22 protein-coding genes are annotated in these 26,534 nt (G+C 36.9%); 11 read left to right on the top strand and 11 right to left on the bottom strand.

What is annotated here, in order from left to right; all coding sequences use genetic code 11:
- The first annotated feature begins 7 nt into the window (after positions 1–7).
- Positions 8–436, top strand: a complete 429-nt coding sequence (locus AC0L3W_RS06510) for a GNAT family N-acetyltransferase (protein ID WP_290037827.1) — start codon at positions 8–10, stop codon at positions 434–436.
- 153 nt (positions 437–589) lie between these two features.
- Here AC0L3W_RS06510 and AC0L3W_RS06505 read toward each other — a convergent pair whose 3' ends face one another.
- Positions 590–1,402 carry a TauD/TfdA family dioxygenase gene (locus AC0L3W_RS06505; RefSeq protein WP_290037829.1) on the bottom strand — a complete coding sequence of 271 codons (813 nt, stop codon included), beginning with the start codon at positions 1,400–1,402 and terminating at the stop codon, positions 590–592.
- Positions 1,403–1,778: 376 nt separating this feature from the next.
- On the bottom strand, positions 1,779–3,377 hold the full coding sequence (locus AC0L3W_RS06500; RefSeq protein ID WP_409439360.1) for a B12-binding domain-containing radical SAM protein: 1,599 nt from the start codon (positions 3,375–3,377) through the stop codon (positions 1,779–1,781).
- Positions 3,378–3,651: 274 nt separating this feature from the next.
- Between AC0L3W_RS06500 and AC0L3W_RS06495 the strand changes: the two genes are divergently transcribed.
- From AC0L3W_RS06495 to AC0L3W_RS06485, 3 genes are all read left to right on the top strand, one after another.
- Positions 3,652–4,608 (top strand): 5'-nucleotidase, encoded by a 957-nt coding sequence (locus tag AC0L3W_RS06495; protein ID WP_409439361.1) that lies wholly within the window; start codon positions 3,652–3,654, stop codon positions 4,606–4,608.
- On the top strand, positions 4,608–5,315 hold the full coding sequence (locus AC0L3W_RS06490) for an AraC family transcriptional regulator (RefSeq protein WP_409439362.1): 708 nt from the start codon (positions 4,608–4,610) through the stop codon (positions 5,313–5,315). The genes AC0L3W_RS06495 and AC0L3W_RS06490 overlap by 1 nt, the downstream gene beginning before the upstream one ends.
- Positions 5,316–5,416: 101 nt before the next feature.
- Complete coding sequence (locus AC0L3W_RS06485; RefSeq protein WP_290037836.1) at positions 5,417–6,325, top strand: DMT family transporter; 909 nt, start codon at positions 5,417–5,419, stop codon at positions 6,323–6,325.
- Between the two features lie 68 nt (positions 6,326–6,393).
- Here AC0L3W_RS06485 and AC0L3W_RS06480 read toward each other — a convergent pair whose 3' ends face one another.
- Together AC0L3W_RS06480 and AC0L3W_RS06475 are read right to left on the bottom strand one after the other, a co-directional pair.
- Positions 6,394–8,370 (bottom strand): EAL domain-containing protein, encoded by a 1,977-nt coding sequence (locus AC0L3W_RS06480; RefSeq protein ID WP_409439363.1) that lies wholly within the window; start codon positions 8,368–8,370, stop codon positions 6,394–6,396.
- A gap of 216 nt (positions 8,371–8,586) precedes the next feature.
- The gene (locus AC0L3W_RS06475; protein ID WP_409439364.1) at positions 8,587–9,540 is read right to left on the bottom strand and encodes a phosphate/phosphite/phosphonate ABC transporter substrate-binding protein; all 954 of its coding nucleotides are present in this window, start codon (positions 9,538–9,540) and stop codon (positions 8,587–8,589) included.
- 276 nt (positions 9,541–9,816) lie between these two features.
- Here AC0L3W_RS06475 and AC0L3W_RS06470 point away from each other — a divergent pair, with 276 nt between their 5' ends.
- Positions 9,817–10,113 carry a hypothetical protein gene (locus AC0L3W_RS06470; protein WP_409439365.1) on the top strand — a complete coding sequence of 99 codons (297 nt, stop codon included), beginning with the start codon at positions 9,817–9,819 and terminating at the stop codon, positions 10,111–10,113.
- 23 nt (positions 10,114–10,136) lie between these two features.
- Here AC0L3W_RS06470 and AC0L3W_RS06465 read toward each other — a convergent pair whose 3' ends face one another.
- Positions 10,137–11,369, bottom strand: a complete 1,233-nt coding sequence (locus AC0L3W_RS06465) for a multidrug effflux MFS transporter (RefSeq protein WP_290037845.1) — start codon at positions 11,367–11,369, stop codon at positions 10,137–10,139.
- A 299-nt stretch (positions 11,370–11,668) separates the two neighbouring features.
- Between AC0L3W_RS06465 and AC0L3W_RS06460 the strand changes: the two genes are divergently transcribed.
- From AC0L3W_RS06460 to AC0L3W_RS06445, 4 genes are all read left to right on the top strand, one after another.
- Positions 11,669–13,579, top strand: a complete 1,911-nt coding sequence (locus AC0L3W_RS06460; protein WP_409439366.1) for a RecQ family ATP-dependent DNA helicase — start codon at positions 11,669–11,671, stop codon at positions 13,577–13,579.
- A gap of 73 nt (positions 13,580–13,652) precedes the next feature.
- Entirely contained in the window at positions 13,653–14,462 is an 810-nt protein-coding gene (gene yidA / locus AC0L3W_RS06455; RefSeq protein ID WP_290037849.1) for a sugar-phosphatase, read from the top strand.
- 224 nt (positions 14,463–14,686) lie between these two features.
- On the top strand, positions 14,687–15,346 hold the full coding sequence (locus tag AC0L3W_RS06450; protein ID WP_409439367.1) for an NADPH-dependent FMN reductase: 660 nt from the start codon (positions 14,687–14,689) through the stop codon (positions 15,344–15,346).
- Positions 15,347–15,524: 178 nt separating this feature from the next.
- Positions 15,525–16,154, top strand: a complete 630-nt coding sequence (locus tag AC0L3W_RS06445; protein ID WP_409439368.1) for a methyltransferase family protein — start codon at positions 15,525–15,527, stop codon at positions 16,152–16,154.
- A 59-nt stretch (positions 16,155–16,213) separates the two neighbouring features.
- On the opposite strand, the gene AC0L3W_RS06440 is transcribed toward AC0L3W_RS06445, so the two are convergent.
- The 3 genes from AC0L3W_RS06440 to AC0L3W_RS06430 form a co-directional block, all read right to left on the bottom strand.
- On the bottom strand, positions 16,214–17,173 hold the full coding sequence (locus AC0L3W_RS06440; protein ID WP_290037855.1) for an SMP-30/gluconolactonase/LRE family protein: 960 nt from the start codon (positions 17,171–17,173) through the stop codon (positions 16,214–16,216).
- A 187-nt stretch (positions 17,174–17,360) separates the two neighbouring features.
- Positions 17,361–18,161: a phytanoyl-CoA dioxygenase family protein gene (locus AC0L3W_RS06435; RefSeq protein ID WP_409439369.1), complete on the bottom strand. Its 801-nt coding sequence runs from the start codon at positions 18,159–18,161 to the stop codon at positions 17,361–17,363.
- 75 nt (positions 18,162–18,236) lie between these two features.
- Positions 18,237–19,664, bottom strand: a complete 1,428-nt coding sequence (locus tag AC0L3W_RS06430; RefSeq protein ID WP_290037859.1) for an aminotransferase-like domain-containing protein — start codon at positions 19,662–19,664, stop codon at positions 18,237–18,239.
- 436 nt (positions 19,665–20,100) lie between these two features.
- Between AC0L3W_RS06430 and AC0L3W_RS06425 the strand changes: the two genes are divergently transcribed.
- On the top strand, positions 20,101–20,709 hold the full coding sequence (locus AC0L3W_RS06425) for a LysE family translocator (RefSeq protein WP_290037861.1): 609 nt from the start codon (positions 20,101–20,103) through the stop codon (positions 20,707–20,709).
- Positions 20,710–20,766: 57 nt separating this feature from the next.
- Here AC0L3W_RS06425 and AC0L3W_RS06420 read toward each other — a convergent pair whose 3' ends face one another.
- Positions 20,767–21,237, bottom strand: coding sequence for a peptide-methionine (S)-S-oxide reductase (locus AC0L3W_RS06420; RefSeq protein ID WP_290037863.1), 471 nt, complete (start codon positions 21,235–21,237; stop codon positions 20,767–20,769).
- A gap of 460 nt (positions 21,238–21,697) precedes the next feature.
- Between AC0L3W_RS06420 and AC0L3W_RS06415 the strand changes: the two genes are divergently transcribed.
- Positions 21,698–24,499 carry a bifunctional aconitate hydratase 2/2-methylisocitrate dehydratase gene (locus AC0L3W_RS06415; protein ID WP_409439370.1) on the top strand — a complete coding sequence of 934 codons (2,802 nt, stop codon included), beginning with the start codon at positions 21,698–21,700 and terminating at the stop codon, positions 24,497–24,499.
- A 105-nt stretch (positions 24,500–24,604) separates the two neighbouring features.
- Here the strand turns inward: AC0L3W_RS06415 and AC0L3W_RS06410 are convergent, their stop codons facing one another.
- A complete protein-coding gene (locus tag AC0L3W_RS06410; protein WP_290037865.1) occupies positions 24,605–25,282 on the bottom strand; it encodes a haloacid dehalogenase type II in 678 nt (225 codons plus the stop codon).
- A 53-nt stretch (positions 25,283–25,335) separates the two neighbouring features.
- A complete protein-coding gene (locus tag AC0L3W_RS06405) occupies positions 25,336–26,502 on the bottom strand; it encodes an MFS transporter (protein WP_409439371.1) in 1,167 nt (388 codons plus the stop codon).
- Positions 26,503–26,534: the final 32 nt, after the last annotated feature.

Raw genomic sequence — 26,534 nt, 5'->3', positions numbered from 1 at the left:
TATTCATTTGCAAGGTTTTAACATAACGACCAATCCAGATGATTTAGATATTGAGTTAATCTATTCTTTTATTTCCAATACTTACTGGGCTAACAATATACCACTTGAAACATTTAAAAAATCCCTTGTTAATTCATTAGTGTTTGGTGTTTATGACGATAAAAACCAACAAGCAGGTTTTGCTCGTGTTATTACTGACAAAGCGACCTTTGCGTATTTAAGTGATGTTTTTATATTAGAAGCATACCGAGGCTTAGGATTAAGTAAATTTTTGTTGCGGACCATCTGTGAGCATACCGATTTACAAGGTTTGAGACGTTTTATGTTGGTTACAAGTAGTGCGCATTCTTTGTATGCTAAATTTGGCTTTAAACCCGTTTCTAAACCTGAGATGTTGATGCAAATATGGCAACCAACAATATATGAAACAACGTAATTGCAATATTTACTGTTGAAAATAGTTATGATTAGTTGAGCAGTAACCTGTTTCTCATTTAATGTTTCTATTTATTTTTTCAAAGAAAAAGCACGATGGTCTTTTATCGTGCTTTATACCTAAAGCGTTATTTATAACTGTCTATAAATTGAATTAACTAGGTAGTTGCGAATAAATACCTCGGATCATGGTTCGTGGGTTCTCAGTACAATCTATATAAGCGGCACGACCGTGACAGATTCTACTGTTGTCCATTACCATTAATGTACCACTTTGTAATGGAAATTTAGCGGTATAAGGAGAATCTTCCTTAGCCATTTCAAAGAGGTGTTTAATGGTTCTCTGCAACCCTGGCACTTTGTCAAATCCTTCTTGCCACTGGCAGGTAATGTTTATTGCAAAACGAGCAATCAGCCTCTTTGTTTCAAGGTGGTAACCTAAGATTGGACCGGTATGACTCTCATTGATACCTTCATAGGTAGAGGCCCTTGTAAGCGCATTGGGATCAAATAAGGGCTGAATAAGAGACAAATCATTTTTGGCTAAGTGATTAATGGCTCCGATCAGATTGAACACAATACTTTCACCACCAAATTTTGCGGGTTGTTTACAGTACAAGAGCGAGGTTTGGATAGATCCTAAAGGTTCAATCGTGCCATCAACATGTAAGCCCTGGGCGTTATTACTTTCAAAACCTTCATGATTGATTTTTCCTTTTCTATTGGGCAAGTCACCAATCACGGCCATGTTGTCGGCGGTTAACTTATAATCAAAATACTTTTTGTTATAAGCTGTGGTAGCGGCTTCTCCAAGGTTTAAGGCATTGGCCACGGGAGATATTTTATCTTTAGCATTAATGGAATGAGTGTCTATCAAGACAAAACCTTGTTGATAAAACGTAGACTTTATTTCGGTTAACTCATTGATGGTATATTTATTCAGGTTTAATGCACTAAATGTAATCATTGTTCTTCCTTTCATTTTGATTATGTCAATTGAGATTGGCATAGCAAAAGGTCAGTTATTCGCTATCAATCCAATCTGATTCGCAAACTAGTTTGCATAGCTAAAGTACTGTTTTTAATAAAGACAAACAAAATGATCAGGAGGGAATATAAGTGTTGATGATTGTTTATTTTATACTTGGAATCGGTTTCAATTAGGCAAGGAAGGTGAATTTATTTGCTGGATGAATAATACAGTTGGCTTTTACAAGTTGTATGATTGTTAGCCATTAATTAGTTTGAGGCGCAAGTTGGTTGTTTAGGCTGTATTGAATAAAATTTTGAAGGAAAATTCAGCTAATTATTCAATAACAGCTTAGTTATAGTTTTATAGTAAACTAACTCATATGTTGTTTTTGACGTTGTAAGAGTTTGCTTGGTTTATTGCTGTCTTTTTTCTGAGCTTGGTAAAGGTTAAGTGTGTTAAAGATGCTTTTTAATCCTGAAGCTTGGTAATCTTTTTCTAATTGAGGTAATACGAGCGAATGTTGCTCTGGGAAGAGAGCAAACACTGATTGAGAAATTAATTCATACAGGCGTTTCAAATTGATTTTATGCGTTTGACCTGTTTCATCAAAAATCCAGTTGGAGATAGCCATAAAGTTATCAAAAGGCTTATCTGCTAATAATAGGTCGAGTGTGTGTTTAAATCGACCTGAATTACCTATCATATCCCAGTATCGCGCAAAGCGATTAACCAGTTGCATTGTCGCAAAATCAACTCTGTCGGTACTTAATATATTAAAGGGTGGCAGTGGATTAAAGCGCAGATCGAAGTTTTCTGTATGTCGAATGATTGGGCTACCTTTAAGGCGCTTTAAAATACCCATTTGAATTTCATGTGGTTTACAAGCGTACAGTTGATCGAAGCTATCTTTAAATGTCTCAAATGTTTCGCCAGGTAATCCGAAGATTAAATCTGCGTGAATATGTGCCGTGGTGTTTTCTTTTAACCAGATTAAATTTTCTTTGGATTTTGGATTGTTTTGTTTACGACTGATATTGGTTTGCACTTCTTGATCAAAGGTTTGTATACCTATTTCAAACTGTAGGGTATTTTCTGGAAATAAAGCGAGCATCTCTTTTAGCTTTCTTGGTAAGTGATCTGGCACTACTTCAAAGTGTAGGTAAAGATCCTCTGTCATTCTATCCAAGAAGAACTGCATAATTTGTAAGGAGGTTTTAATGTCTAAATTAAAGGTTCTATCAATAAATTTAAAGTTACGAGCACCACGTTGGTACAAGGTTTCCATCTGCTTTAGAAAGACGGTTAACTCGTAAGGGTTTGATTTTGTATCTAAAGAGGATAAACAAAACTCGCACTTAAATGGGCAACCACGTGATGCTTCTACGTACAATAATCGATTTTTTAAATCTTCATCACTGTAATACTGGTAAGGCATTTCCAAATCTTTTAAATCTACTGGCTTAGATTTGATCACTTTAATATCAGGTGCATTACCACTTAAAATATCTCTACACAGATCATAAAAACTGATGTCAGCTTCGCCAGTTAATACGTAGTCAGCAGTTTGTACGATAGGTTGTGATTCAGATTCATAGCTGACTTCCGGACCGCCTAATATAATTTTTACATGCGGGGCGATCACTTTTAATAGGCTAACTACATTAGTGGTTTCAATAATATTCCAAATATACACACCAAAGCCTACAATAGTAGGGTTAGCCGCTAGTATTTGCTCTACAATATCCAAAGGACGTGTATGGATAACAAACTCTTTAACTTCACAATTCGCTTGTAGATCCTTTAAATTAGCATATAAGTAACGTAGCCCTAAACTGGAGTGAATATATTTAGAGTTAAGTGTGGAGAGTATGATGCTGGAGGAAGATAAGCCCTCAATAACAGGCGCCACTACTTCAGTGTTAGCAGTGCGCATAATAGTGAGTTCATTATCGAATTGTTGAATAGCCATGAAAGTTCTTTTATGTCGGGAGAATATATGCGCGACATAATACATTAATCGTGATGAAGATTCAGTGCTTGATTGATTGGAACTGTGAACAACCATTATGTGAAAGTACTGAAGTGCGATTAATATTAATAATATGACTATTGCATTTGTTGTTCTTAAGGTTAAATAGAATTCATTTATCCACTATACATTTGCCATACAGCTTTACACTCGCTGTATACTAGTGTTGTTTACAGTGGCAGTATTTTACTGTTTTAATATTTGGAGTTGTTATATGCCCTATGAGCTGGGTAATCGTTTAGTCATTGGTGTCGCATCTAGTGCGATGTTTGATTTGACTGAATCCGACACGGTTTTTCGCATCAAAGGTGAAGAAGAATACCGTAAATATCAAACAAAACATGTGGATGTACCATTACCTAAGGGACCATCATTTTCATTTGTTAAGCGTTTATTATCGCTCAATAATTTAACCGATGATGCTAAGTCTGACCCATTGGTTGAAGTGGTGTTGTTGTCACGTAATGACCCAGATACAGGGCTACGTGTCATGAAATCCATTAAGCACCATAACTTACCTATTTCTCGGGCTATTTTTATGCAAGGTAAGTCGCCTTATCAATATATACCTGCATTAAGTATCTCTCTGTTTTTATCAGGCAACTCCTCTGATGTAAAAGAAGCGATTAGATTAGGCTATCCGGCAGGGCATGTGATGAAATCTGCAATTATTGATGAAGATGATGATGATTTACGTATTGCATTCGACTTTGATGGTGTGCTGGCCGACGATGAGTCTGAAACCGTGATGCATAAAACTAATGATCTTAATCAGTTTCATGAGCACGAAACTAAAAATGTGCTACAACCTCATAATCCTGGACCATTGAAAGAATTTTTGGTGAAAGTGTCTGCAATTCAAAAAATTGAAGAGCATAAGAAGAAAAATGATCCCGAATACCGTAATCGTTTACGTGTATCGATTGTGACTGCGCGTAATGCACCTTCCCATGAAAGAGCGTTAAATACCTTAAAAGAGTGGGGCGTGATGACCAATGATGCTTTTTTCTTAGGCGGGGTGGATAAAGGGTTGATTTTGGGTGTATTAAAACCACATATTTTCTTTGATGACCAATCGGGTCACTTAAGCTCGACAAGTACCGTTGCTCCATCTGTGCATATCCCTTTTGGTGTTAAAAATGCAGTTGATAGCAGTGAAGTGAGTGAATAATGCAGGATAGCCTTAGCATTCGAGCTTATAGTAAACAACAAAAAGGACATGTGCACTCCTATCATCAGTTAGTTCTGCCTATCTTAGGGACAATTATTCTAGAGCTAGAAGGTTATACAGGTAAGGTATCGGTAGGAGAGTGTGTAGTAATACCGGCACAAGTATTTCATCTTTTTAAAGCTGATGAAGCCGCTCGCTTTATTGTGGCTGATCTCAATGAACTGCCTGACAATTTATTGAGAATGGCCTCTTTAGTATTCTCAATGTCAGCGCCGCTGCGTACTTATCTATCATTTATTGAGCAGCAATTAGAGTATAAGGTTGATAAGTCTTTAGAAAAAATGATGATTGAGATGTTTAACAAGTTGTTATCGGAACAGAGAGCAGAAGAGCAAATCGATCCACGAATACGTCGTGTATTGCAAACTATTTCTGATGATCTATCTCAGTCTTTTAATATTAATCAACTGGCTGAAATGGCATGCCTTAGCCCAACACAATTTAAAAAGGTATTTAAACAATGCACCGGACAAAGTGTGCTACAACATATTACGGTACAGCGCATGGAGAAAGCCAAAGCGCTATTAACTCACACTGATGTCCCAGTGCAATTGATATCAGAACAAGTCGGATATAGTGATATCTCTGCTTTCAGTCGTCGCTTTTCTCAATTTTACAAACTATCTCCCCGCCAAATAAGAAGTTAAGTAAGTCTTTAATGATAAAAAAAGCGTCTTAACTGCAAACTAAGTGTTAAATTATTACTTTACTATTTGAAGCATAAATCAATTCGTAAAGGAATCTAACATTGAGCCAATTAACAGTGAGCCCTAAGGCAAGTAAACAGGGAGTGTTTGCTATATTATTTTCCTCATTATTATGGGGAACAACGGGAACTGCAGCTTCTTATGCTTCTAGTATTAGTCCTTTAGCAATCGGTTCTTTTACCATGGGCATTGGCGGATTATTGCTTGCCATCAATGGGGCTAAACACATACGTTTAGATATTAACAGACTGCTTCAAGCTCGTTATGTCTTGTTGATTGGCGCAATCGCTTTAGCTATTTATCCATTAGCCTTTTATAGCGCTATGCGGTTATCCGGTGTTGCTATTGGTACGGTTGTCTCGATTGCTAGTGCACCATTCTTTGTTGCGATTATCGAGCGACTTTTTAGCAAAGAAAATAATATCGATGGTTACTGGTTATTTAGTTTGCTGTTGGGGGCAATAGGCATTGCTTTTTTAGCCAGTACAGAAACCAGTGTATCAAGTAGTACACTAGACATGAGTAATAAATATTTGGGCATTTTATTGGGCTTTGTTGCTGGCTTTACTTATGCTTTATACTCTTGGGCAGCTAAAGCTCTAATCAACCGTGGTGTTAGCTCTAAATCAGCCGTAGGCAGTATATTTGGTTTAGGTGGTATATTGTTGGTGCCTGTATTTTTATTGAACACCAATACATTTATTATTTCGTCAGTGAATACTATGGTGTTGCTTTATATTGCCATTATTCCTATGTTTATCGGTTACCTGTGCTTTGGTTTTGGTTTAAAAACAATTCATGCAAGTAAAGCGACACTATTAACCCTTTTTGAACCTGCTGTCGCTGCTATATTTGCTGTGTGTGTAGTGGGAGAGTCAATCTCATTATTAGGTTGGTTTGGTCTATTTTTGATTATGATCTGTTTATTGTTACAGTCATATAAAAGCTAAATGAGTAGCGCTATATCAATCATGTTGTTTATTGTTTTTGTGATAGCCCATTAATTTGTAGAATTGTTTTATATGTTGGGTAAAAACTGTTCTGAAAATTCATTTGCAGGAATTGCTTTGGCATAAAAATAACCTTGTCCAAAGTGACATTGCTGTTGTTTAAGGAAATCGATATGACTTTGTTTTTCTATGCCTTCTGCGACTACTTTTATATCTAAACTATGCGCTATCGAAATGATCGCGGAGGTGAGGGCTTTATCGTAAATACCTCGGTCAATATCTAGAATAAAACTGCGATCTATTTTTAATCCATCAACTTCAAAGTGGCGCAAGTACGCTAAAGAGGAGTAACCCGTACCAAAATCGTCTAACCAGACTTCAACTCCAAGCTCTCTAATTGCATTGAGCATACTTTTAGCTTCATTTTCGTCACGCATCAATAATGTTTCAGTTACTTCTATATGTAAGTTACCTGCTTCAATTTGATATTTTTTGAGCATCCTTTTAAATATACCAGTAGGGTTACTTTGATAAATTTGTCTGGCTGACATGTTGAGTGCGAGGTGGAAGGGCTGACCATTTAGTTGAGACTTCCATTGTTTGAGTTGTTTACATGCACTTTGTATAATCCAGTCACCCATTGGGATGATTAACCCAGTTTCCTCTGCAATAGAAATAAATTGATCAGGGTAGATTATTCCTAATTCAGGATGGTTCCAGCGTAATAGGGCTTCTGCACCGCAAAGGGTATTATTTGTTAAATCAAATTGCGGTTGATACCAGAGCTCTAGTTGTTCTAAATTCACTAAAGCTTTGCGTAAATCTCTTTCTAATTTTGCTCTATTTTTTATGTGTTGGTCCATCTCTAGTGTGAAGTAACTAAAGGTATTTTTACCCACTTTTTTGGCTTGAAACATGGCAATATCTGCATTTTTTATTAATTCTTCTGCATTTTTTCCGTCGTTAGGAAATTTTGCGATTCCTACACTGGCTGCAACGATCACTTGTTCTGTGTTAATTGTAATGGGAGCTCGAATTTTTCTTATAAGTGTTTGTGTAAAATGATTAATGTCTTTTTCTACTCTAATTTGAGGTAAGCAGATTAAAAACTCATCTCCACCAATGCGAGCGATTAAAGCATCATCTAAATGAGGTGGGGTCATATTATTTTTTGTTAAGTGACCTTTAATTCGCTCAGAAATTTCACATAATAGGTGATCGCCAGCTTTGTGACCAAAATTATCATTGACCATTTTAAAGTCATCTAAATCGATAAATAACACCACAAATTTTTGGTGAGTCTTTAAACAGTTAGTGATTAGTTTAGAGGTGTGCTCAATGAACATTGGTCTATTAGGTAGTGAAGTTAATGAATCATGATATGCAAGGAAAGTGATCTCTTCAGTACGTGCTTTTAGCTTTTTGCCCATTTTATTAAAACTTTGTGCTAACTCGCCAATTTCATCGTTTCTTTGTACGCTGTTCACTAGATCAAACTTACCCTTACCAATCTGCTTTGCATGTAATGCTAATGCTTGAATAGGACGTACTAATGAATTGGAAATAAAAATAGAGAGTAATAAACCGATAAAACTTAATACAATGGCTGCAAGTAACAAGATAAGCGTGATACTTTTTAGACTTTGTTGGTTTTCTTGTAAGAAAATATCGGACATTTGATCAATATCGTTATTAATTTGTTTCAATGAAAGTTCTAAAGACACGCCTCCTAGTAACATATTCCCAAGTAAAATAGGTTTGGCTATGGTTAATGTATGGTTATCCACAGCAGTATAATTTTTCTTACGATTAATCACTGAATCTAATACGGCTGTGTTTTGAATAGCTACTCCAAGGTTTTTAGGATACATTTGCCCATCATGAAATAGCGCTCCTTGGCTATCAAAAACATAAATTGCTTGTATCTCTGTATTGGTTAATGCGGGAGCAAGGAGGTGATAAGTTGCATATAAATCATGTTGGTATAATGGGTTAACTAAAGATTCTGTAAGGTAGTCTAAGACACCAATATTTCTCTTTTTCATCTGTTCAAGCAAACTTGTGCTGGTGCTTAAGGTTGTTTGTTGCAATATGGTTTGCGCGTTTTTATTAAAAAAGTAAAGTTGAACACAAGATAATATGAACACAGTCAGTAATACTGTGATCATATGAATTGATACATAGCGACCTCTTAATCGTAATGAAGGAAGCTTAGTTTTAAGTATTTCTAATAATTTATAATGGATAGATATTTCCTAAGTTTATAGTTGATTAGAAACAATTTCTTGTAGTGCTTTTGTAATCACCATAATAGAGTCTTGTTCAGACAGTGGTTCATATTTTTTAGTTTCTTGATGAGCTAATAAAGCTTCTTGCCCTTTTGGTGTTTGATCTGCGTTTAGTAGCAAATTGGTGACTGCTTGTTTTATACGAGGATCGATATTTGAACGGATTAACTCTACACCGCGAGGGAAGTGCTCACTTTCATAAAATACTGAGAGAGATTGTTTAAATGTGTCTGGCATATCTTTTGGGTTTTCCCAATTTAAATTACTGAATGCACCTGCATCAACAATATTGTTATTTACCCATGCGGAAATATTAATCTCACTGTTAGCAAAAACATACCCAATCTTTCCTTTTGGAGGCTTATCTCTGATACTTTTTAAAGGATATAGCTCAAAGCCATTGCGAATTAGCGTTGCAGAAGGGATAAAAAAAGCACTAGTTGAACCAGGATCTTGAAAAGCGATTGTCTTATCAACCAAATCTGCTAATGAATTGATGCCGCTATCTTTACGTGCAAAAATCAACGTACAGTAATTAGCCACGCCTTTTTTCCAACGTCTAAGTATTACTTCTGCATGATCGGTTTGGCTTAAAATAGTGGCAGAAAAAGCGGTTTCAGAAACTAAATCTACTTTTCCTTGTTCAATATATTGGCGCATTTGTTGATTATCTTTTGCAAATATGACATTGCCTTTTTTAATGCCGTATTGATGTAAGTTTACAGCGAGATAATCTGCTAAAGGTTTTAATGTTTTAAAATGTTTTTTGGGGTTGTCGCTAACACGCCCAATAACAAATGAGTCTCGTTCAAATGGAGTCTCTGGTGTATCGGTAGCACATACATTAGGAATAATAAGTAGTAAAGCAGGTAGGAGAATTAACCTTTTTGTAGAAAAGAAATGTAATAATATTGGTATTAAGTTCATTGAAAATGCTCTCTTATGATTTTTAGAGCTTAAATATTTAATGATGACAAACATCAAACGACCGTAATAAATAATATTTGTAGATTAAATAGCTTAAAAATTAAACGCTCAATCAATGGAATATTAGCTTAGCTTATCAAAAATAACACCTCATAATGGTTATTATTTTCATCTTATTTGACCTTGGTTAATTTATCAGGATTTTAACGTTTGCTTTATGAATAAGATTAAGAAAAACTGTGTATTCTTAATCTTATTCATAAAGAGTTAAACAATATGAGTTTATGCGCTGAAGTTGCTATTTTTAAAGTTTCTAAACAAAATATCCCTGAGGTAATGCGTGTAAGTCTATTAATTTTCGAAGAGATTAATCACCATGGTCAGTTGATTTCTTCCTACGATATTTTACAAAGTACTACTCGTGAAGATGAAGTTTGTTGGCAATTGACTTGGACAAGTGAGCAAGCTGTTAAGCAAGCGGCTGAGCTTTGGTATAGCCTACCGAGCCGTGAAGTATTAGAATCACTGGTGGGTGAAAAGCTTTATTATGGGCATTTCACTAGTATGCTATAAAGCATAAGTAATACTTCAGACGATTACAGGTTATCTGCCTCTAAATTTTCAGCCAAACGAGCTTGTTTATTGCTGTGGATCACTGCGGTAAGTGCCACGGTTGAAGAAAGTAACATGATCAGTACCACAGGTTGTAAATACCCCATACTAATGAATGCTGCAAAGGCACTCACTGTGGCTCCCATTGCACATTGAAAAGCCCCTAACACTGCTGAAGCTGTGCCTGCATTTTTGCCAAAATATTTTAAGAAACATGCATTACAATTTGCCATTACCCCACCGTTTGCACTGATCATTAACATAAAGCCAATTACAGTGAGTGTTAAATTATTAGGTGCTAACCAGCTCGAAGTGACTAGTAAAATACCACCTGAAAATTGCATCGTTAAAAAGCATCTTGCTAAAGTTGCGGGTTCAAATCGGTTTAATAGTAGTGTGTTTAGTCGATTAATAAAGATTAACCCACCAATATTTAAGGCAAAAAGTTGAGTGAAGGTAGTGGTGCTAACTTCATAAATAGACAAGTAAATCATTGCGGAGTTAGTAACAAAGGTCATCATTACTGCAAAGGCAAAAGCTTGGGCCATCATATAGCCGATCCCTTGTTTGTGTTTAAATACTTCAATAAACTTTATGCCTTTATTACGCTCAATGGTGATTGCTAATAACTTTTTTTGCTTCTTTGATTGATGTGGAACGTATTTTTTCGCCATCAGCATAGCGACACAGGAAAACCCGGCTGTAAAGTAGAAAATCCAATGCCATGATTGTAACGATAGAATTAAATTGCCAATGGTCGGTGCAATAGATGGCGCTATCATCATTATCAATGCTACAAGAGCAAATAGTTTGGCCGCCTCTTTACCGTCAGCATTGTCGCGAATTGTTGCAGGGACTCCAACAATTGCGATACCACCGCCAATGGCTTGCATTAATCGCCATCCCCATAACCAAGCAATATGAGTGCTGGTGGTAAGTAATAAACTTGCTGAAGCAAAGATCGCTAAGCCTAGCAACATGATAGGCAATCTACCGTGTTTATCAGAAAGTGGGCCGCCAATTAGCTGACCAATAGCTAACCCTAAAATATATAAACTTACGGTGACTGACAATAAGGAGATATCAACCTGCATTTCATTGGCGATTAATGGAATAGCCGGTAAGTAACTGTCGATGGCAAAAGGTGATATGGCATAGATAGATGACAAAGTAATAATTAATCGTTTGCTGACTTTGTTAGGCTGTGGTGTTGTCATCTTGACCTCAAGTTTATATTTTCAAGAGGATGATAAGGGGCTTTTAGTTAGCAGGCAAGGTTTGTTGTGTGAAGATCGTATCTTTATAAACTTACAAGCTGGTAAAATATTTAAATTCAATTAGATAGCATTTATATTGAATAGTTGTCATTCCTTTAAAGTTGTTCTTACATTTCATTGAATCACATTTATGGACGTATCGTTTAACTATATTTTATTGATATATGTGTAGACAGATAACTACAAAACATAAGTAACTATGGTATAAATGTTTACTCATTTAGTTTTCGAGTTGTTATATGTATTCTACCTTGCAGCAATATTTTGGCTTTGATCAGTTTCGCCCTGGGCAAGAGTCCGTCATTCAATCTCTTTTAGCAGGGCACAGTGCTGCGGCTATTTTTCCTACTGGTTCAGGAAAAAGTCTCTGCTATCAATTACCCGCGTTACATCTACCGCATTTAACTTTGGTCGTTTCTCCTTTGTTAGCTTTGATTCAAGATCAACTGGATTTTTTACAAAGTAAAGGAATTCAAGCGGCGAGCATTCAATCTATGCAAACTGGCGCAGAAGCAGCTGAGGTTTATAAACGTGTTAGCGAAGGTCAAATTAAGATTTTGTTTATCTCAGTGGAACGTTTAAACAGTGAACGTTTTAGAACTTTTTTGAAGCAAGTTCCTATCTCATTGATGGTGGTTGATGAAGCACACTGTATCAGTGAATGGGGGCACAATTTTAGACCCGATTATTTAAAATTAGCGACTTATCGAGATCAGTTTTCTATTGAACAAGTGCTGCTACTTACTGCCACAGCGACTGAAAAAGTGATCCACGACATGGCAGATAAATTTAACATTCAACCTGAGCATATTACGTTAACGGGTTCCTATCGTTCGAATCTGAATCTTTCTGTATTAGGTGTTGATGAGCAGAATAAATTACCTTGTTTAGTACCTTGGCTGGAAAGTAAAGTAGGTCAAGCTGGGGTCATTTATGTCACGTTACAGAAAACGGCGGAACAGGTAGCTGAAGCATTAACTCAAGCAGGTGTCAGGGCAACGGCCTATCACGCAGGGTTAGGTAATGAACAAAGGCAACAAATTCAACAACAGTTTATGAGTGGTCAGTTACCGTTAATCGTAGCAACCATTGCTTTTGGTATGGGTATTGATAAAAGTGATATTCGTTTTGTGGTGCATTATGATTTACCTAAGTCCATTGAAAACTATGCTCAGGAGATCGGTCGTGCAGGACGAGATGGCAAAACCTCAGAATGCCTGGTCTTAGCTAATAAAAATAATCTAAATGTACTAGAAAACTTTGTTCATGCGGATACACCAGAAGCCAGTGCAGTGGACTTTATTATCGAAGAGATAAGCAAGGCACAGGGGCAATGGGAAGTCGTAATGAACAGCTTATCAACCCAATCCAATATTCGCTTGTTAGCCTTAAAAACATTATTAGTTTATCTCGAATTAGAAGCGGTGATCGAGCCTGCTTATAGTTATTATGCAGAATACAAATATAAATTATTAGTATCTGAAGTTGAGTTGGTGGGCCGCTTTCATGGTGAAAGAGCGCACTTTGTACAAACAATTTTAGCCACTTCTGATAAAGCTCGTACTTGGTCTTCTTTAAATTTTGAACGTATGCAAACTAAGGTTCAATGTGACCGGAGTAGAGTGCTAACCGCATTAGATTATCTTGATCAACAAGGGTTGATCGAACTGCAAACAAAACAGATGACGCAGGTCTACAAAGTTGATAAATCCAATATTACTAAAGATTTACGTGATGAACTGATTACTCGATTTTTACAAAAAGAGAAGAGTGAAGTTCAACGTATTCACCATTTGTTAGATTTTTTTGCAAGTGATCAGTGTTTAAATTGGCAACTTGCTCATTATTTTTCAGATCGACGTTTACAAAGTCAATGCGGACATTGCTCTGTGTGTGTCGGTCAGCCTGCAGTGATGCCGCCAGTACCGACGTTAACACCTTTACAGACATATGATCCTGTTCAGTTAAGTCAGCCTATTGCAGCAAGATTAGGTGAGCACGATAGCTATATATTAAGAGCACGGTTTTTATGTGGATTAACTACGCCAATATTTACGCGTTTAAAAGTACGTCAATTAACAGGGTTTGCTTCATTAGCACATTATCGCTTCTCAGATGTACTTAATTGGTTGACTAAAGAACACGAGTAAATTTAACACTAAAATTTTATTATGAACTGATGGTTAAAATAGCTTGTTTTAGCCTGAAAAAAGAGGAATTTATATGTATAAACTGATTGCCCTAGATATTGATGGCACATTAATGACGCCGGATAAGAAAATCACCGCTGAAAATAAAGCTGCTATTGATGCCGCTCGTGCTAAGGGGGTGCGTGTTGTATTAGTATCTGGACGTCCAACTAGTGGTATGAGAGGTGCATTAGAAGAGTTAGGCATGACTAGCAATGATGATTATGTCTTAAGTTTTAATGCCTCTGTGGTGCAGCAAGTTAAAAGTGGTGAGATTATTCGTAGTCAAATTTTGAAGGGCAAAGATGCAAAAAAAATAGCTGCATTAGCTGATTTACTGGGGTTACATGTGCATGCCTTTTGTGCAAAAAGAGGCTTAGTAACGCCAGCACATAATGAATACACGGATTTAGAGTCTCGCACTAATGGCGAATTAATTACCTTATTCGACTTTAATGAGTTTGATGACGACGACGCTATTTTGAAAGTGATGATCATTGATAAACCAGAAAAATTAACGGATGCGATTGAAAAGTTACCCGCTGAATTATACGAGCAATTTACTATTCTAAAAAGTGCACCTTTCTTTTTAGAGTTTTTGAATAAACAAAGTAACAAAGGTATTGGTGTTAAGGCGATTGCTGAATACTTTTCAATTCCAGCTGAGCAAGTAATGTGTGTTGGTGATGCTGGCAATGACTACCATATGCTTAAGTACGCTGGCTTGGGTGTGGCCATGGGCAATGCTACCGACGATATAAAAGAGATCGCAGATTATGTCACATTGTCTAATACTGAAAGTGGTGTCGCTAAAGCGATTCAAAAGTTTGTGTTAGATGTTTAATACCAATCATACTAATTAACGGATCTATTTCACTGGTTAAAATAACTTATTTCTTCGTTGTAATTTTCGTAAAAGGAAACAGCCATTTACTTTAATTTACACCCTAAACTAAGTCATTTTTCCTGCGCGAAATTCAAAACATTTATTTAATATAGTCGGTATAAATAATCTATTAACTTATGTAAGGGTAATCGCAGTTATTAACTAACTGTAAGTGAGGCGAAATGAAGTTTTTGGTATTTTTAGGTTCGGTGCGTGATAGTACACCACCTAAACCTGCAAGATTAGGAGAAAGAGTGGCAGAGGCTTGTCTCTCCTGTTTGCAGGGGCGGTATAGGGAGCATCAGTTTGAGCTAGTTGATGCCTTAGACTATTCATTAGGAACTGTTTTCAAACCTCATTTCGCCTATGCTAAAAGTCAGGTGCCAGCAGATTTGGATTCATTAGCTGAAAAAATTAAACAAAGTGATGGTTATATTATGGTTAGCCCGGAATATAATCACTCTATGAGTCCAGCTTTGAGTCATTTGTTAAATCACTTTGGTAGTTCACTCTTTTCATATAAACCGAGTGCGATTGTCACCTACTCTGCTGGGCAATGGGGGGGAATGAGAGCGGCCGTCGCTATGCGTACATTTTTGTCTGAACTAGGTTGTTTATCGGTTTCATCGATGATTCACATTCCCAAAGCGCAAGACGTTTTTGCCGCTGATGGTGCGATACAAGAGCCTCAAGATCAAGATTCATGGTTTGACTATTTTACACAAACTTTTAACCAACTTATGTGGTGGGCGGAGGCGACTCATCAACAACGACAGTTGCTTGACCCGTTAAGCATGGGGAGAACATTTAAACGTTCACCTTCAGAAAGAAATGCACCATAAATAGAGAGCTAAAATTAAGCTTAAAATATTAATTAGTTAGCTAATTTCAGTTAGAATACTCCGTATTAACTGATGCTATTTACAATAAGTAGCTCAATAAAAGCAGTGGTATATAGTATTCAGTGATGTTGTGAACAACCATTATTGAACGGCGGCTATAGTAAGGTAAATTTTAGCGATGGAACTTTTTTACAGCCACCAACAGGTGGTGGATTTTACCCGTGTTTATCTCGCGGTTTTTTACTCTTTTGTTGCTTTATTTTATACTGTTCGTATTATAAGAAAACAGCAAAAACTACAATCTAAATCAGTGATTTTTCCAGGCAAACGTTTTTGTAATACTTGGTGGAATCACATGACCTTCCGAGTGTTTAGAGCTGCGATTTGGCTTGTTTGTTTGATTCGCTTAGCATTTATTGATGTTGATATTTATCTGGGTACCATCTCTTTTTTAAATACAGCAAGTGTTATTGTCTTAGGCAATGTATTGTTAACACTTGGTTTCCTTTCTACTGTTTTTATCCATTTATTATTAGGTAAGCATTGGCGAACGGGGATTGACCCAAGTGGACCAGCATATCTACAAACTACTGGTGTTTATAGCTATTCTCGTCATCCTATGTTTGTCAGTATTATACTATCACAGTTAGGTTTTTTCTTGGCATTACCTTCATTGTTTTCATTGGCTTGTTTAGTGATTGGTGTGATTGCATTACAACGTCAAAGCATTGCTGAAGAAAAGCATTTATTAAACATTTTTCCTGTTAATTATGCTACTTATCAAGCGCAAGTATCAAAGTGGTTATAGCAAGCATTTGATTAAAGCGCCAATCACCGACTAAGGTGTGGTTGATTGGCACTTGGCTCTTATTTTGTTAACGCGGGCAGCTCCACAGCGTAGAGATCACCACTTCGATTGGTAATATACAAGGTACTCATCGCTTTCCCTCCTAGGGCACAGTTAGTGGTGCGCAATGAATTAGGTAATGTTATTTTCCCCCAGTGCTGTCCTGTTGCTGAAAATACTTCAATACCAGTACGAGTCGCAACGTATAGATTGCCTTTTTTATCAATGGTCATTCCATCTGCATTTTGTGCAAAAACAAACTCTCGCTCATTTAATAACATCCCCTTTGAATTAACGTCATAAGCTAAAATAGGCCCAGATTGGTCATCTGAAATAGCGACATATAAGATGTTTTGTTGTGCATTAAAAAGGATGCCATTAGGTTTTTCATCTAACGGCATTTTTTTGATTAAGTTAATCTTGCCACTAGGATAACGCACATAAATGCCATTGAATCCTAAGTCAGAGGCTTTTCCTCTTAATCCAAAAGGAGGGTCAGTAAAGAATACACTGCCATCGTGAAATACTGCTATATCATTGGGAGAGTTAAACTTTTTACTCTCTCCATCGAGTTCAAGACGACTAATAAACGGCACGACCTCTGAAGTACTAAGGTCCATGCGTGATATCATTCTGGTTTTTTGCTCTGCCGCGAGTAAAAATCCTTGGTTATCTAATGCGAGGCCGTTTGCGCTATTACTGGGATTGCGTAAAACGGATAAGGTATCTGTTTCTGCCTCTAAGATATAAATAGTGTCACCAGGAATATCACTGAAGATCAACGAATTGGATTTTTTATGCCAAACAGGGCCTTCAGTGGAGATAAATCCACTGGCAACCACTTTTACTTCTCCGATGTTCTGTAATGGGTTGTGATCGGTTTCTGACTGGGTATCTTGTTGTGCATGTAAGCTTGTTAAAACAGCGCTGAAGGTTAATAAACTTAAGGTGGCCCATTTTATAGAGTTAACTATCGACATGATTAATTCCTTTATCATTTATATATATTTTTTTGTAAAAATGTATGGCGGCTATTACCATCTTAGTCTGTAGATAACAAAATTTTGCATTAAAAGTAAACAAACTAATCCCTTTGAATAACAGACCTAGATTAGTTATAAGAGTTCACAAAGAGTTTGGATTGTTTGTTTACTGCAGAGGTATCAATTAGCAAGCTTGCTCATGACAATTTAATGACTTTAAGTGGAGTGTGTTATTAAAAATAGTTGGGTTTTCAATCTGTTTAAGCATCTGTTGGTTTGGTAAACAGTCATCATCAACATAATCGACGAAGTCACCAGAGGAGTCAAAAACAAGCGTATCAAACGCCAATCTATCTTGACCATATAAACCACGGTGGATCATATCTGCTGAAAACACTAACAAATCACCGGTATTAAGTGGGATCTTTTTACCAGAGGACAGTTCATCGCTACTGAACTTACGTTTTCTCGCTAATCGTACGTCTAATTCTTCCTGAGTATCCCAGCGTTTATGTGACCCTGGCACTAACTCCATTCCTGGTTCGTCGAACAATGGCACTCGAAAATGCACTACTTGTGTGTCTTTAATTGCTTGTTGTTGACCTGCAAGATCGTGGTCATATTGACAATCTCGATGCCAAAAATTTTCTTGTGTTGTTGTGCATGGGTTAAAGAATAGTTGAGTATTCATAAAGGCAGGTTTATGAGGAATAATGGTTTCAATTACCTGTGTCATTTTAGCTGAACTGATGAAATTAAATAGTTGTAATCTTTCAGCGGCTGCTAAGTACTGTGTACCTGTAATTAAAGATGAATTAAATGCCTCTGTTTGATAGAAATGCTGATTACCCTGTTGCCAGTTTTGGTGAAATAACAGAACGGCTTGTCGTAATGGTATTAGTTCATCTGCGTTGAAATAATCTTTTAACACAAAGTACCCCTGTTGGTCATAGGTTACTTTTAAATCATTTAACGTTTCGTTCATATTGCTGCGATTACCTTAAGTCTATTTCAAGCGAGAATAGTTGAGCGCGAATAATAGCGGAATCACTGATAAACATTAATCATTATCTTGCCGTTTAATCAAATTGGCTAATTCAATAATACCTTGTTCTCTTTCTAACGCCGTTTTTTCACTAAAATTAAGACGCATGCAATGTCGGAACTTACCAGTGGCAGAAAATAAAGTGCCTGGGGCAATACTGACTTTGCTGGTTTTACTTTGTGCATATACCTTAACGGTATCGTAGCGTTTACTAAGCTCTACCCAAAGTATGTAACCACCTTGTGGAAAGCTAATACGAGTACCTGTTGGGAAGTGTTGTTTAATACATTGAATTAAATGATCTCGTCCTTGTTTATATAACAATCGGACTTTACGTGTATGACGAGCGTAGGCACCTGATTGAATAAAATCTGCTATCGCTAGTTGCGGTAAAGTAGGGCACATGGAGCTACTTACGTATTTAATGTGGGTCACTTTGTCACGATAACGGCCTGGGGCAATCCAACCAACACGAATGCCCGGTGCAACACTTTTTGAAAAGGAGCTACATAATAAGACGCGGCCATCTTCGTCAAAGGATTTAATGGTTTTAGGTCGTGGTGATTGGTAACTGATATCACCATATATATCATCTTCAATGATACTAATATCATAACTTTGTGCGAGTTGATAAAGGCGTTTTTTATCAGCTTCAGACATACTGTAACCCATAGGGTTATTGACGGTTGGAGTCACTAATATGGCTTTAATAGGCCATTGCTCTAGCGCTAATTCTAAGGCCTCTAAACTTAACCCATTTTCGGAATTGGTTGGTATTTCAATGGCTTTTAAGTTTGCTGCTTTAATTGCCTGCATTGACCCATAAAAACTTGGTGATTCAACAGCCACAATATCCGATGGTTCTGTTACTGCGCGTAAACAAACAGATAATGCTTCTTGGCAACCTGATGTGATTACCAAATCATCGGGGTGAAGTACACAACCAGAATAAGTGGCTAGCTCTACTATTTGCTCTCGTAATGCCAATGTTCCTTTTATGTCGCAGTAGGGGAGGCTAAGCTCTGCTTGTTGACGCATTAACCAAGACATTTTTTTTAGCAATGGTGACAGACTAGAGGTTTTCATATTAGGCATTGCATGTTGAAGTTGTATTTTCTGTGTATCTTCTTTAGCTAACAACACTTCTAAAACATCTTGCCATTGCGATACTTCAATGGGGCGCTGTGCCGGCCTAGATGTAAAAGGTAGGCTGGGTGAATCCATCTTATGGGCAACAAAATAGCCTGATTTAGGACGAGCTTCTATTAACCCCTCCATTTCAAGTTGATGGTAGGCTTGTTGTACGGTTGAGATACTCACTTCAAATTCTGTTACTAACTGACGAATGGAGGGTAACTTGTCTCCTTCCACAAATAATCCTGTCTGTATGTTTTCACGTAATGCATTTGCAATTTTTTCGTAAAGTTTGAGTGCTGTTACCATTGTTTTCCTCCCTGAAAGCAAGTTTGATTCTACCATAGAGCCATATACTAGAATAAAAGTGCATTACTTAACCATACAGAACGGACGATTTTTATGCATACAGAGGGTGTTTACGCCTATCTGTATCTAAAAAAGAATATTATTTGAATCTGTATTGATTTTTTTCGTTATTTACAATCATTTGGCATTCAAAAATTGAATTAATAAATTAAATGATAAGTATCAGGAGGCTCAATGCAGTATTTAAATAGAATATTATTGTTATGTAGGCAGCATCAAACACGACAGCAATTACGTAATATACCTCGCTTAATCCTTAAGGATATTGGTAAGACACAATATCAAGTCGACAAAGAACTCACTAAAAGTAGTGCTAAAAACATTATTTATAAAGGGGTAAGTCATCTCTATCAGTTTATTGTAGGGAGGGGGTGATATGGATATCTCATCACTGTTGGCTATTTCTTTATTTGCTTTTGTTATGTCGGTAACGCCAGGGCCAAACAATGTTATGTTGTTAGCGTCAGGGGCTCAATTTGGTTATCAAAAAACATTACCACATGTTTTCGGAATTATTGCTGGGATTGCTTGCTTGTTAACCTCGGTTTTGCTTGGATTAGGCGCTGTGCTTGAACGTTTTCCTTCTTTTTATGACATATTAAAAGTATTAGGTAGTGTCTACCTTTTTTGGTTGGCGTGGAAAATAACTACTGCGTCTACTGATGGATCTGCTATGGGGAGTAAATCAGAAAAAAATAAACCCATGTCATTTCTAGGTGCAGCGTGTTTTCAGTTTGTGAACCCTAAAGCGTGGGCAATGGGAGTAGGTAGTATTAGCACCTTCACCTTAACGGGTGATCAATATCTGATTTCTGGTTTATGGATCATGTTGTGTTTTGCTGTGAACGGATTTGTGGCTATTAGCATTTGGGCTTATCTGGGTGTGGGCATTGCACAATGGTTGACCACTGCCAAACGTAAAAAGCGTTTTAATTACACTATGGGAGCAATGACAGTGGGCACGTTATTTTTTATTTTGAATTAAGTGATGAGGTTGGTAACAACCTCTTCCCTAAAATCGCATAAATAAGCTGGTATGGTATTACTTATATTTATGTAGGATTGCTTGCGGGATATGACAATAATCATCAGGATAGTGTTGTAATCTATCTTGGTGTTCCGCTGCACTTTTAATGTAGTTACTTAAAGGTAATACTTCAACGGCTATTTTAGCGCTATCGTCACGACTCTCAATGAACTGCTCTGCTATTATTAGGTGTTCAGCTTGTGTTGAGTAGATCCCTGTTCGATATTTTTCACCTTCATCGATCCCTTGTTTATTAATACTGTATGGGTTGATGATTTCAAAGTAACGTGCAATGAGCGTGTTTAAAGAGATAATATTTGGATTAAAATGCGTTTTTACACATTCAGTATAACCATCATAATCGCCGTCTAATGTTTGGGTTGCGCCATTTGCTCTGCCCACTTCAGTAAAGGTCACACCGGGTAAATGTCTTAAGTACTCTTGAACTCCCCATAAGCATCCGCCGGCTAAATAAATTTCTTGCACTGTATTTCCTATTCATTTTTTGGGTAGTTAAATAATGACAAGCAGTCTAAATAAATCATTAGTCATTTGCTAATCGTTTTTAAAATACTCATTGCTGAATTGGCACTAATATAAATTTATTTTTTGACTGTATTGCTCAAGAGTTAACTATTTCTATTGAAAAGCATAGTAAAAAGGGAGATCATCCATGCTTAATTAATGGTTATTAACACTTAATTGATAAACAAAGCGAATTGCCTAATGTAGAGCGGCAATCTAGTAAATGTAAACAACTGGATGAATTGTGTACAATTTTGTTAAATGTCGGCTTGCTACTGATAATGATAATCATATGGAGCCATTTTAGTCTCATTTTATTGAATTATATCGTTTTATCTGCGAGTTGAGTTGCTATCTATTTTTTATGTTTATAGTATATAATGTTACGTATGTTAAATTATTGTTATTATTAGAGGTATAAATGAGCCTGTATTTAGATTACTTAAATGAAATAGAAGACCGTAAAGTTCAAGGATTACATCCACTGCCAATTGATAAAGGTGAGCTATTAGCTGAAATCATCGAGCAAATCAAAGATACTGGTAATGAGCATCATAAAGACTCTCTTCATTTCTTCATCTATAACACTTTGCCTGGTACAACAAGCGCTGCGGGTGTTAAATCTCAATTCTTAAAAGACATTATCCTCGGTAAATCAGTAGTTAAAGAAATCACTCCTGAATTTGCTTTTGAACTGCTTTCACACATGAAAGGTGGTCCATCAGTTGAAGTGTTATTAGATTTAGCACTGTCTGACGACGCATCTGTTGCTCAACCTGCAGCACAAGTATTAAAAACACAGGTCTTCTTATACGAAGCAGATACTGAACGTCTTGAAGTTGCGTTTAAAGCTGGTAATGAAGTAGCTAAAGATATTCTTGAAAGTTATGCTCGAGCTGACTTCTTTACTAAATTGCCTGAAATTCCAGAAACAATCGATGTCGTTACTTATATTGCTGCAGAAGGTGATATTTCTACGGATTTATTATCTCCAGGTAACCAAGCTCACTCTCGTTCTGACCGTGAGTTACATGGTAAATGTATGATTTCACCAGAAGCGCAAGACGAAATTCAAGCGCTACAGAAGAAGTACCCTGGTAAAAAAGTGATGTTAATTGCTGAAAAAGGCACGATGGGTGTTGGTTCTTCTCGTATGTCTGGTGTAAATAATGTTGCACTTTGGGCCGGCGAGCAAGCTAGCCCATACATTCCATTTGTTAATTTTGCACCAGTTGTAGCTGGCACTAATGGTATTTCTCCTATCTTCTTAACAACGGTAGGGGTGACTGGTGGTATCGGTTTAGACCTTAAAAACTGGGTTAAGAAAGTAGATGCAGATGGAAAAACTGTTTTAAATGACAACGGTGACCCTGTACTTGAGCAAAAGTATTCTGTTGAAACGGGTACAGTATTAACGATTAATACTAAAGAGAAAAAACTATACAACGGCGATAAAGAGTTAGTTGACGTGTCATCTGCATTTTCTCCACAAGCGGTTGAGTTTATGAAAGCGGGTGGTTCTTACGCGATTGTATTCGGTAAAAAACTGCAAACATTTGCAGCTGAAACATTGGGCGTTCCACTAGAGTTGGTATACGCACCATCGAAAGAAATCTCACATGAAGGTCAAGGTTTAACAGCTGTTGAAAAAATCTTTAATAAAAATGCAGTTGGTGTGATGTCAGAAGCTGCACTGCATGCTGGCTCTGATGTTCGTGTTCAAGTTAATATTGTTGGTTCGCAAGATACAACGGGTCTAATGACTTCTCAAGAACTTGAATCTATGGCTGCAACAGTCATCTCTCCAATTGTGGATGGTGCATACCAATCTGGTTGTCACACTGCATCTGTTTGGGATGCTAAAGCACAAGCAAACATTCCTAAGCTAATGCAGTTCATGAATAAGTTTGGCTTGATCACTGCACGTGATCCAAAAGGTGTTTACCGCCCAATGACTGACGTTATTCATAAAGTATTGAATGATATTACAGTGGATGATTGGGCTATCATCATTGGTGGTGACTCACATACTCGTATGTCTAAAGGTGTCGCATTTGGTGCCGATTCAGGTACGGTTGGTTTAGCATTGGCAACGGGTGAGGCTACAATGCCGATTCCTGAGTCTGTTAAAGTAACCTTCAAAGGTGATTTAAAAGACCACATGGATTTCCGTGATGTAGTACATGCAACACAAGCGCAAATGCTAAAACAGTTCGGTGATAATGTTTTCCAAGGTCGTGTAATTGAAGTGCATATTGGCACATTATTATCTGATCAAGCTTTCACCTTTACCGATTGGACTGCGGAAATGAAAGCAAAAGCGTCTATCTGTATTTCACAAGATGAAACATTAATAGAGTCGCTAGAAATTTCGAAAAGCCGTATCCAAATCATGATTGATAAAGGGATGGATAACGAAGCGCAAACACTGAAAGGTTTAATTTCGATTGCTGACAAGCGTATCAATGAAATCAAATCTGGTGAAAAAGCCGCCTTATCTCCAGACAATAACGCGAAATACTTCGCTGAATTAGTGGTTGATTTGGACCAAATCGTTGAACCAATGATTGCCGATCCAGATGTAAATAACGAAGATGTTTCTAAGCGTTACACGCACGATACTATTCGTCCTGTGTCTTACTACAAAGGTGAGAAGAAGGTTGATTTAGGATTTGTTGGTTCTTGTATGGTACATAAAGGCGATATGAAGATCATTTCGCAGATGTTAAGAAATCTTGAAGATCAAAATGGCCAAATTCAATTTAAAGCTCCTTTAGTTATTGCGCCACCAACCTACAACATTGTTGATGAGTTAAAAGCAGAAGGCGATTGGGAGCTATTGAAGAAATACGCTGGCTTTGAATTTAATGATGACGCACCTAAGGAAGCCGCACGTACTAAATATGAAAACATCATGTATTTAGAACGTCCTGGTTGTAACCTATGTATGGGTAACCAAGAGAAAGCTGAAAAAGGTGATACAGTAATGGCGACATCTACTCGTTTATTCCAAGGTCGTGTTGTAGAAGATACTGAAGGTAAAAAAGGTGAGTCATTATTATCATCAACACCTGTGGTAGTGCTTTCAACAATCCTAGGTCGTACACCAACGATGGAAGAGTACAAAAATGCAGTGAAAGGTATCAAGCTTACTGATTTTGCTCCACCACTAGATGCAATGACAACTGAGCCAGTTGAGTTTATCCCTGTTAGTAATCTATAAACTAGTTTCTAGCTAACATTAAAAAGAGCTGTATCCGAAAGGGTACAGCTCTTTTTTATTATTTAATGTTTAATAAATAATACCGTTTTCATATTTTATAACCTGCTATTCTTGGTCTGCTAGGATGATTCTTTCTACAACAGATAACATATTATTTTCATTAATTGTCGGTGTTAAATACTGTGGATTATAGGGGGTACCAGCACGATCTATATATGCTGCTAACATGCCTGCAGACATTGCTCCGTGTGTATCCCAATCATGTGTGGCTACTAAACGTAATTCACTGATAGGCTTATTTAAATGTGTTGCAGCAAATTGATATACTGTTGGATCTGGTTTAAAACTCCCGGTTATTTCAACGGAAAGGATCTGATCAAAAGAGTCGCTTAATCCTGCGTTAGCGATCTGCTTTTCAATCAAATTAGTTGACGAGTTTGAGAAGGCAATAGTTTGATAGCCACTTTCGCGTAATTTTGCTAATGCTGGCTTAATATCATTATGTGCTTTCAAACTTGAAAAGGTTGATAAAATATCTTCTCGTACTTCTTTTGTTAGAGTAGCCTGAGTCTTTACTGCAATATTATCTAATACATTGGCGGCTAAAGTCGCAAATCCGGTTTTTAAACCAGTTACTGCGCATACTGTGGATGTGTGTAATAAGGTAGAAAACCATAGGCCCATTACTGATTCATCCCCAAATGCGTCAGCAAACTTAGGTTTTAATAAATTTAAGTTAAGCACTGTTTCATTAATATCAAATAGGATGGTATCGCGTTTCATATAAATTCCTTGGTTGTTAATTAATGGATATAGAAGGTGTTTTTATCAATGTTTTAGGTTTTAACTGTTGTTAAGTTCGGGGTTAATTTTTCCATTATTTCCGCGGCAACAAAGCCCGTAATAGTTATCAAAAACGCAGAAATATACAGCATAGTTGCCATTCCCCAATGTGTGATTACAAATCCATTAAAGGTTGTGCCAATTGCACCGCCTGTAAATAATCCAAAGGATGCTATAGACATAATAGACCCTTTCATTTCTGGAATTTGTTCTTGAATTTTGGCAATAAAAACGGGTTGGAATAGAATAAAACCTGCACCAAAACAGAATAAATATAAACAAAATAAAGCAGGACTTTGCGTATTAGCCAACCCCACCAATGCGACAGCAATTAACAGTCCATTAAATGGCATGTATCCTTTTTTCAATTTTAACCTTAGTCTCGGCATTATCTTTCCGGCTAGAATAATGCCTAAGCCAAAAGGCGATAACATTGCACCCACTGTAAATATGTCATAGTTAAAACGTTCACTGATTAATTGACCTGTGTAAGTAAAGATTCCAAAAACGGTGAAACCCATTATTATAAATAATGGCCAAAGTGCGATTACACCTTTGTTTGATAGTACTTTTTTATAGGTGGCAATAATGGTGACTTTATTACTGATTGGTTTATCCCTTTTAATTACTTTTAACATTACTAATCCAAGTATGAGCTCTAATACACCATACGTTAAATATACCAGTTTCCATGAGCCTAAAAGCGCAATCGAACCACCGATCAATGTGGCAGTCGCGGTGCCTAAAAATCCATAAGACATTATTTTAGTCAGTACTTGAGGTCGCTCATTATCTGACGCTGCTTGTCCTAGGTAAGCTAACACAACAGGTAATAAGCCTGCTGCAAATGCCCCGTTTACAGATCTAAAAAATATTAATGAAGGTAAATCATAAGCCAATGCGCCTAAAATACTAAAAATGGCTGTCCCTAATGTGGAAACATGGATAATAAATACTTTTCCGTAACGGTCAGATAAAGGGCCAAACAAGATAGTAAATACACCAAAAGCTAGCATATAAGCTGTAACTGATGTTGCCGCAGCGTTGACACTAAAATCTAAATCTTCAGCAATGTTAACGATTAAAGGAGCAGCAGCGTAATTATCACCATTAGCAAAGAAAAGCAGCAAGCCTAATAAAAAGATAATTTGATTATTCATAATCTTCCAGTAACTAAACAATTGGTTAGAAA

It is taken from the genome of Psychromonas sp. KJ10-5 (genome assembly GCF_055808325.1).
Note: the sequence above shows the minus strand (reverse complement) of the source record. Positions and strands in the feature narration are given on the sequence as shown.

Excerpts from the sequence above, each read along its gene's own strand:
- AC0L3W_RS06440 (WP_290037855.1), bottom strand. The coding sequence starts at position 17,173 with ATGTCGATAGTTAACTCTATAAAATGGGCCACCTTAAGTTTATTAACC.
- AC0L3W_RS06500 (WP_409439360.1), bottom strand. The coding sequence starts at position 3,377 with ATGGCTATTCAACAATTCGATAATGAACTCACTATTATGCGCACTGCT.
- AC0L3W_RS06435 (WP_409439369.1), bottom strand. The coding sequence starts at position 18,161 with ATGAACGAAACGTTAAATGATTTAAAAGTAACCTATGACCAACAGGGG.
- AC0L3W_RS06495 (WP_409439361.1), top strand. The coding sequence starts at position 3,652 with ATGCCCTATGAGCTGGGTAATCGTTTAGTCATTGGTGTCGCATCTAGT.
- AC0L3W_RS06475 (WP_409439364.1), bottom strand. The coding sequence starts at position 9,540 with ATGAACTTAATACCAATATTATTACATTTCTTTTCTACAAAAAGGTTA.
- AC0L3W_RS06430 (WP_290037859.1), bottom strand. The coding sequence starts at position 19,664 with ATGGTAACAGCACTCAAACTTTACGAAAAAATTGCAAATGCATTACGT.
- AC0L3W_RS06505 (WP_290037829.1), bottom strand. The coding sequence starts at position 1,402 with ATGATTACATTTAGTGCATTAAACCTGAATAAATATACCATCAATGAG.
- AC0L3W_RS06405 (WP_409439371.1), bottom strand. The coding sequence starts at position 26,502 with ATGAATAATCAAATTATCTTTTTATTAGGCTTGCTGCTTTTCTTTGCT.
- AC0L3W_RS06460 (WP_409439366.1), top strand. The coding sequence starts at position 11,669 with ATGTATTCTACCTTGCAGCAATATTTTGGCTTTGATCAGTTTCGCCCT.
- AC0L3W_RS06410 (WP_290037865.1), bottom strand. The coding sequence starts at position 25,282 with ATGAAACGCGATACCATCCTATTTGATATTAATGAAACAGTGCTTAAC.
- AC0L3W_RS06415 (WP_409439370.1), top strand. The coding sequence starts at position 21,698 with ATGAGCCTGTATTTAGATTACTTAAATGAAATAGAAGACCGTAAAGTT.
- AC0L3W_RS06465 (WP_290037845.1), bottom strand. The coding sequence starts at position 11,369 with ATGACAACACCACAGCCTAACAAAGTCAGCAAACGATTAATTATTACT.
- AC0L3W_RS06425 (WP_290037861.1), top strand. The coding sequence starts at position 20,101 with ATGGATATCTCATCACTGTTGGCTATTTCTTTATTTGCTTTTGTTATG.
- yidA (WP_290037849.1), top strand. The coding sequence starts at position 13,653 with ATGTATAAACTGATTGCCCTAGATATTGATGGCACATTAATGACGCCG.
- AC0L3W_RS06450 (WP_409439367.1), top strand. The coding sequence starts at position 14,687 with ATGAAGTTTTTGGTATTTTTAGGTTCGGTGCGTGATAGTACACCACCT.
- AC0L3W_RS06470 (WP_409439365.1), top strand. The coding sequence starts at position 9,817 with ATGAGTTTATGCGCTGAAGTTGCTATTTTTAAAGTTTCTAAACAAAAT.
- AC0L3W_RS06445 (WP_409439368.1), top strand. The coding sequence starts at position 15,525 with ATGGAACTTTTTTACAGCCACCAACAGGTGGTGGATTTTACCCGTGTT.
- AC0L3W_RS06490 (WP_409439362.1), top strand. The coding sequence starts at position 4,608 with ATGCAGGATAGCCTTAGCATTCGAGCTTATAGTAAACAACAAAAAGGA.
- AC0L3W_RS06480 (WP_409439363.1), bottom strand. The coding sequence starts at position 8,370 with ATGAAAAAGAGAAATATTGGTGTCTTAGACTACCTTACAGAATCTTTA.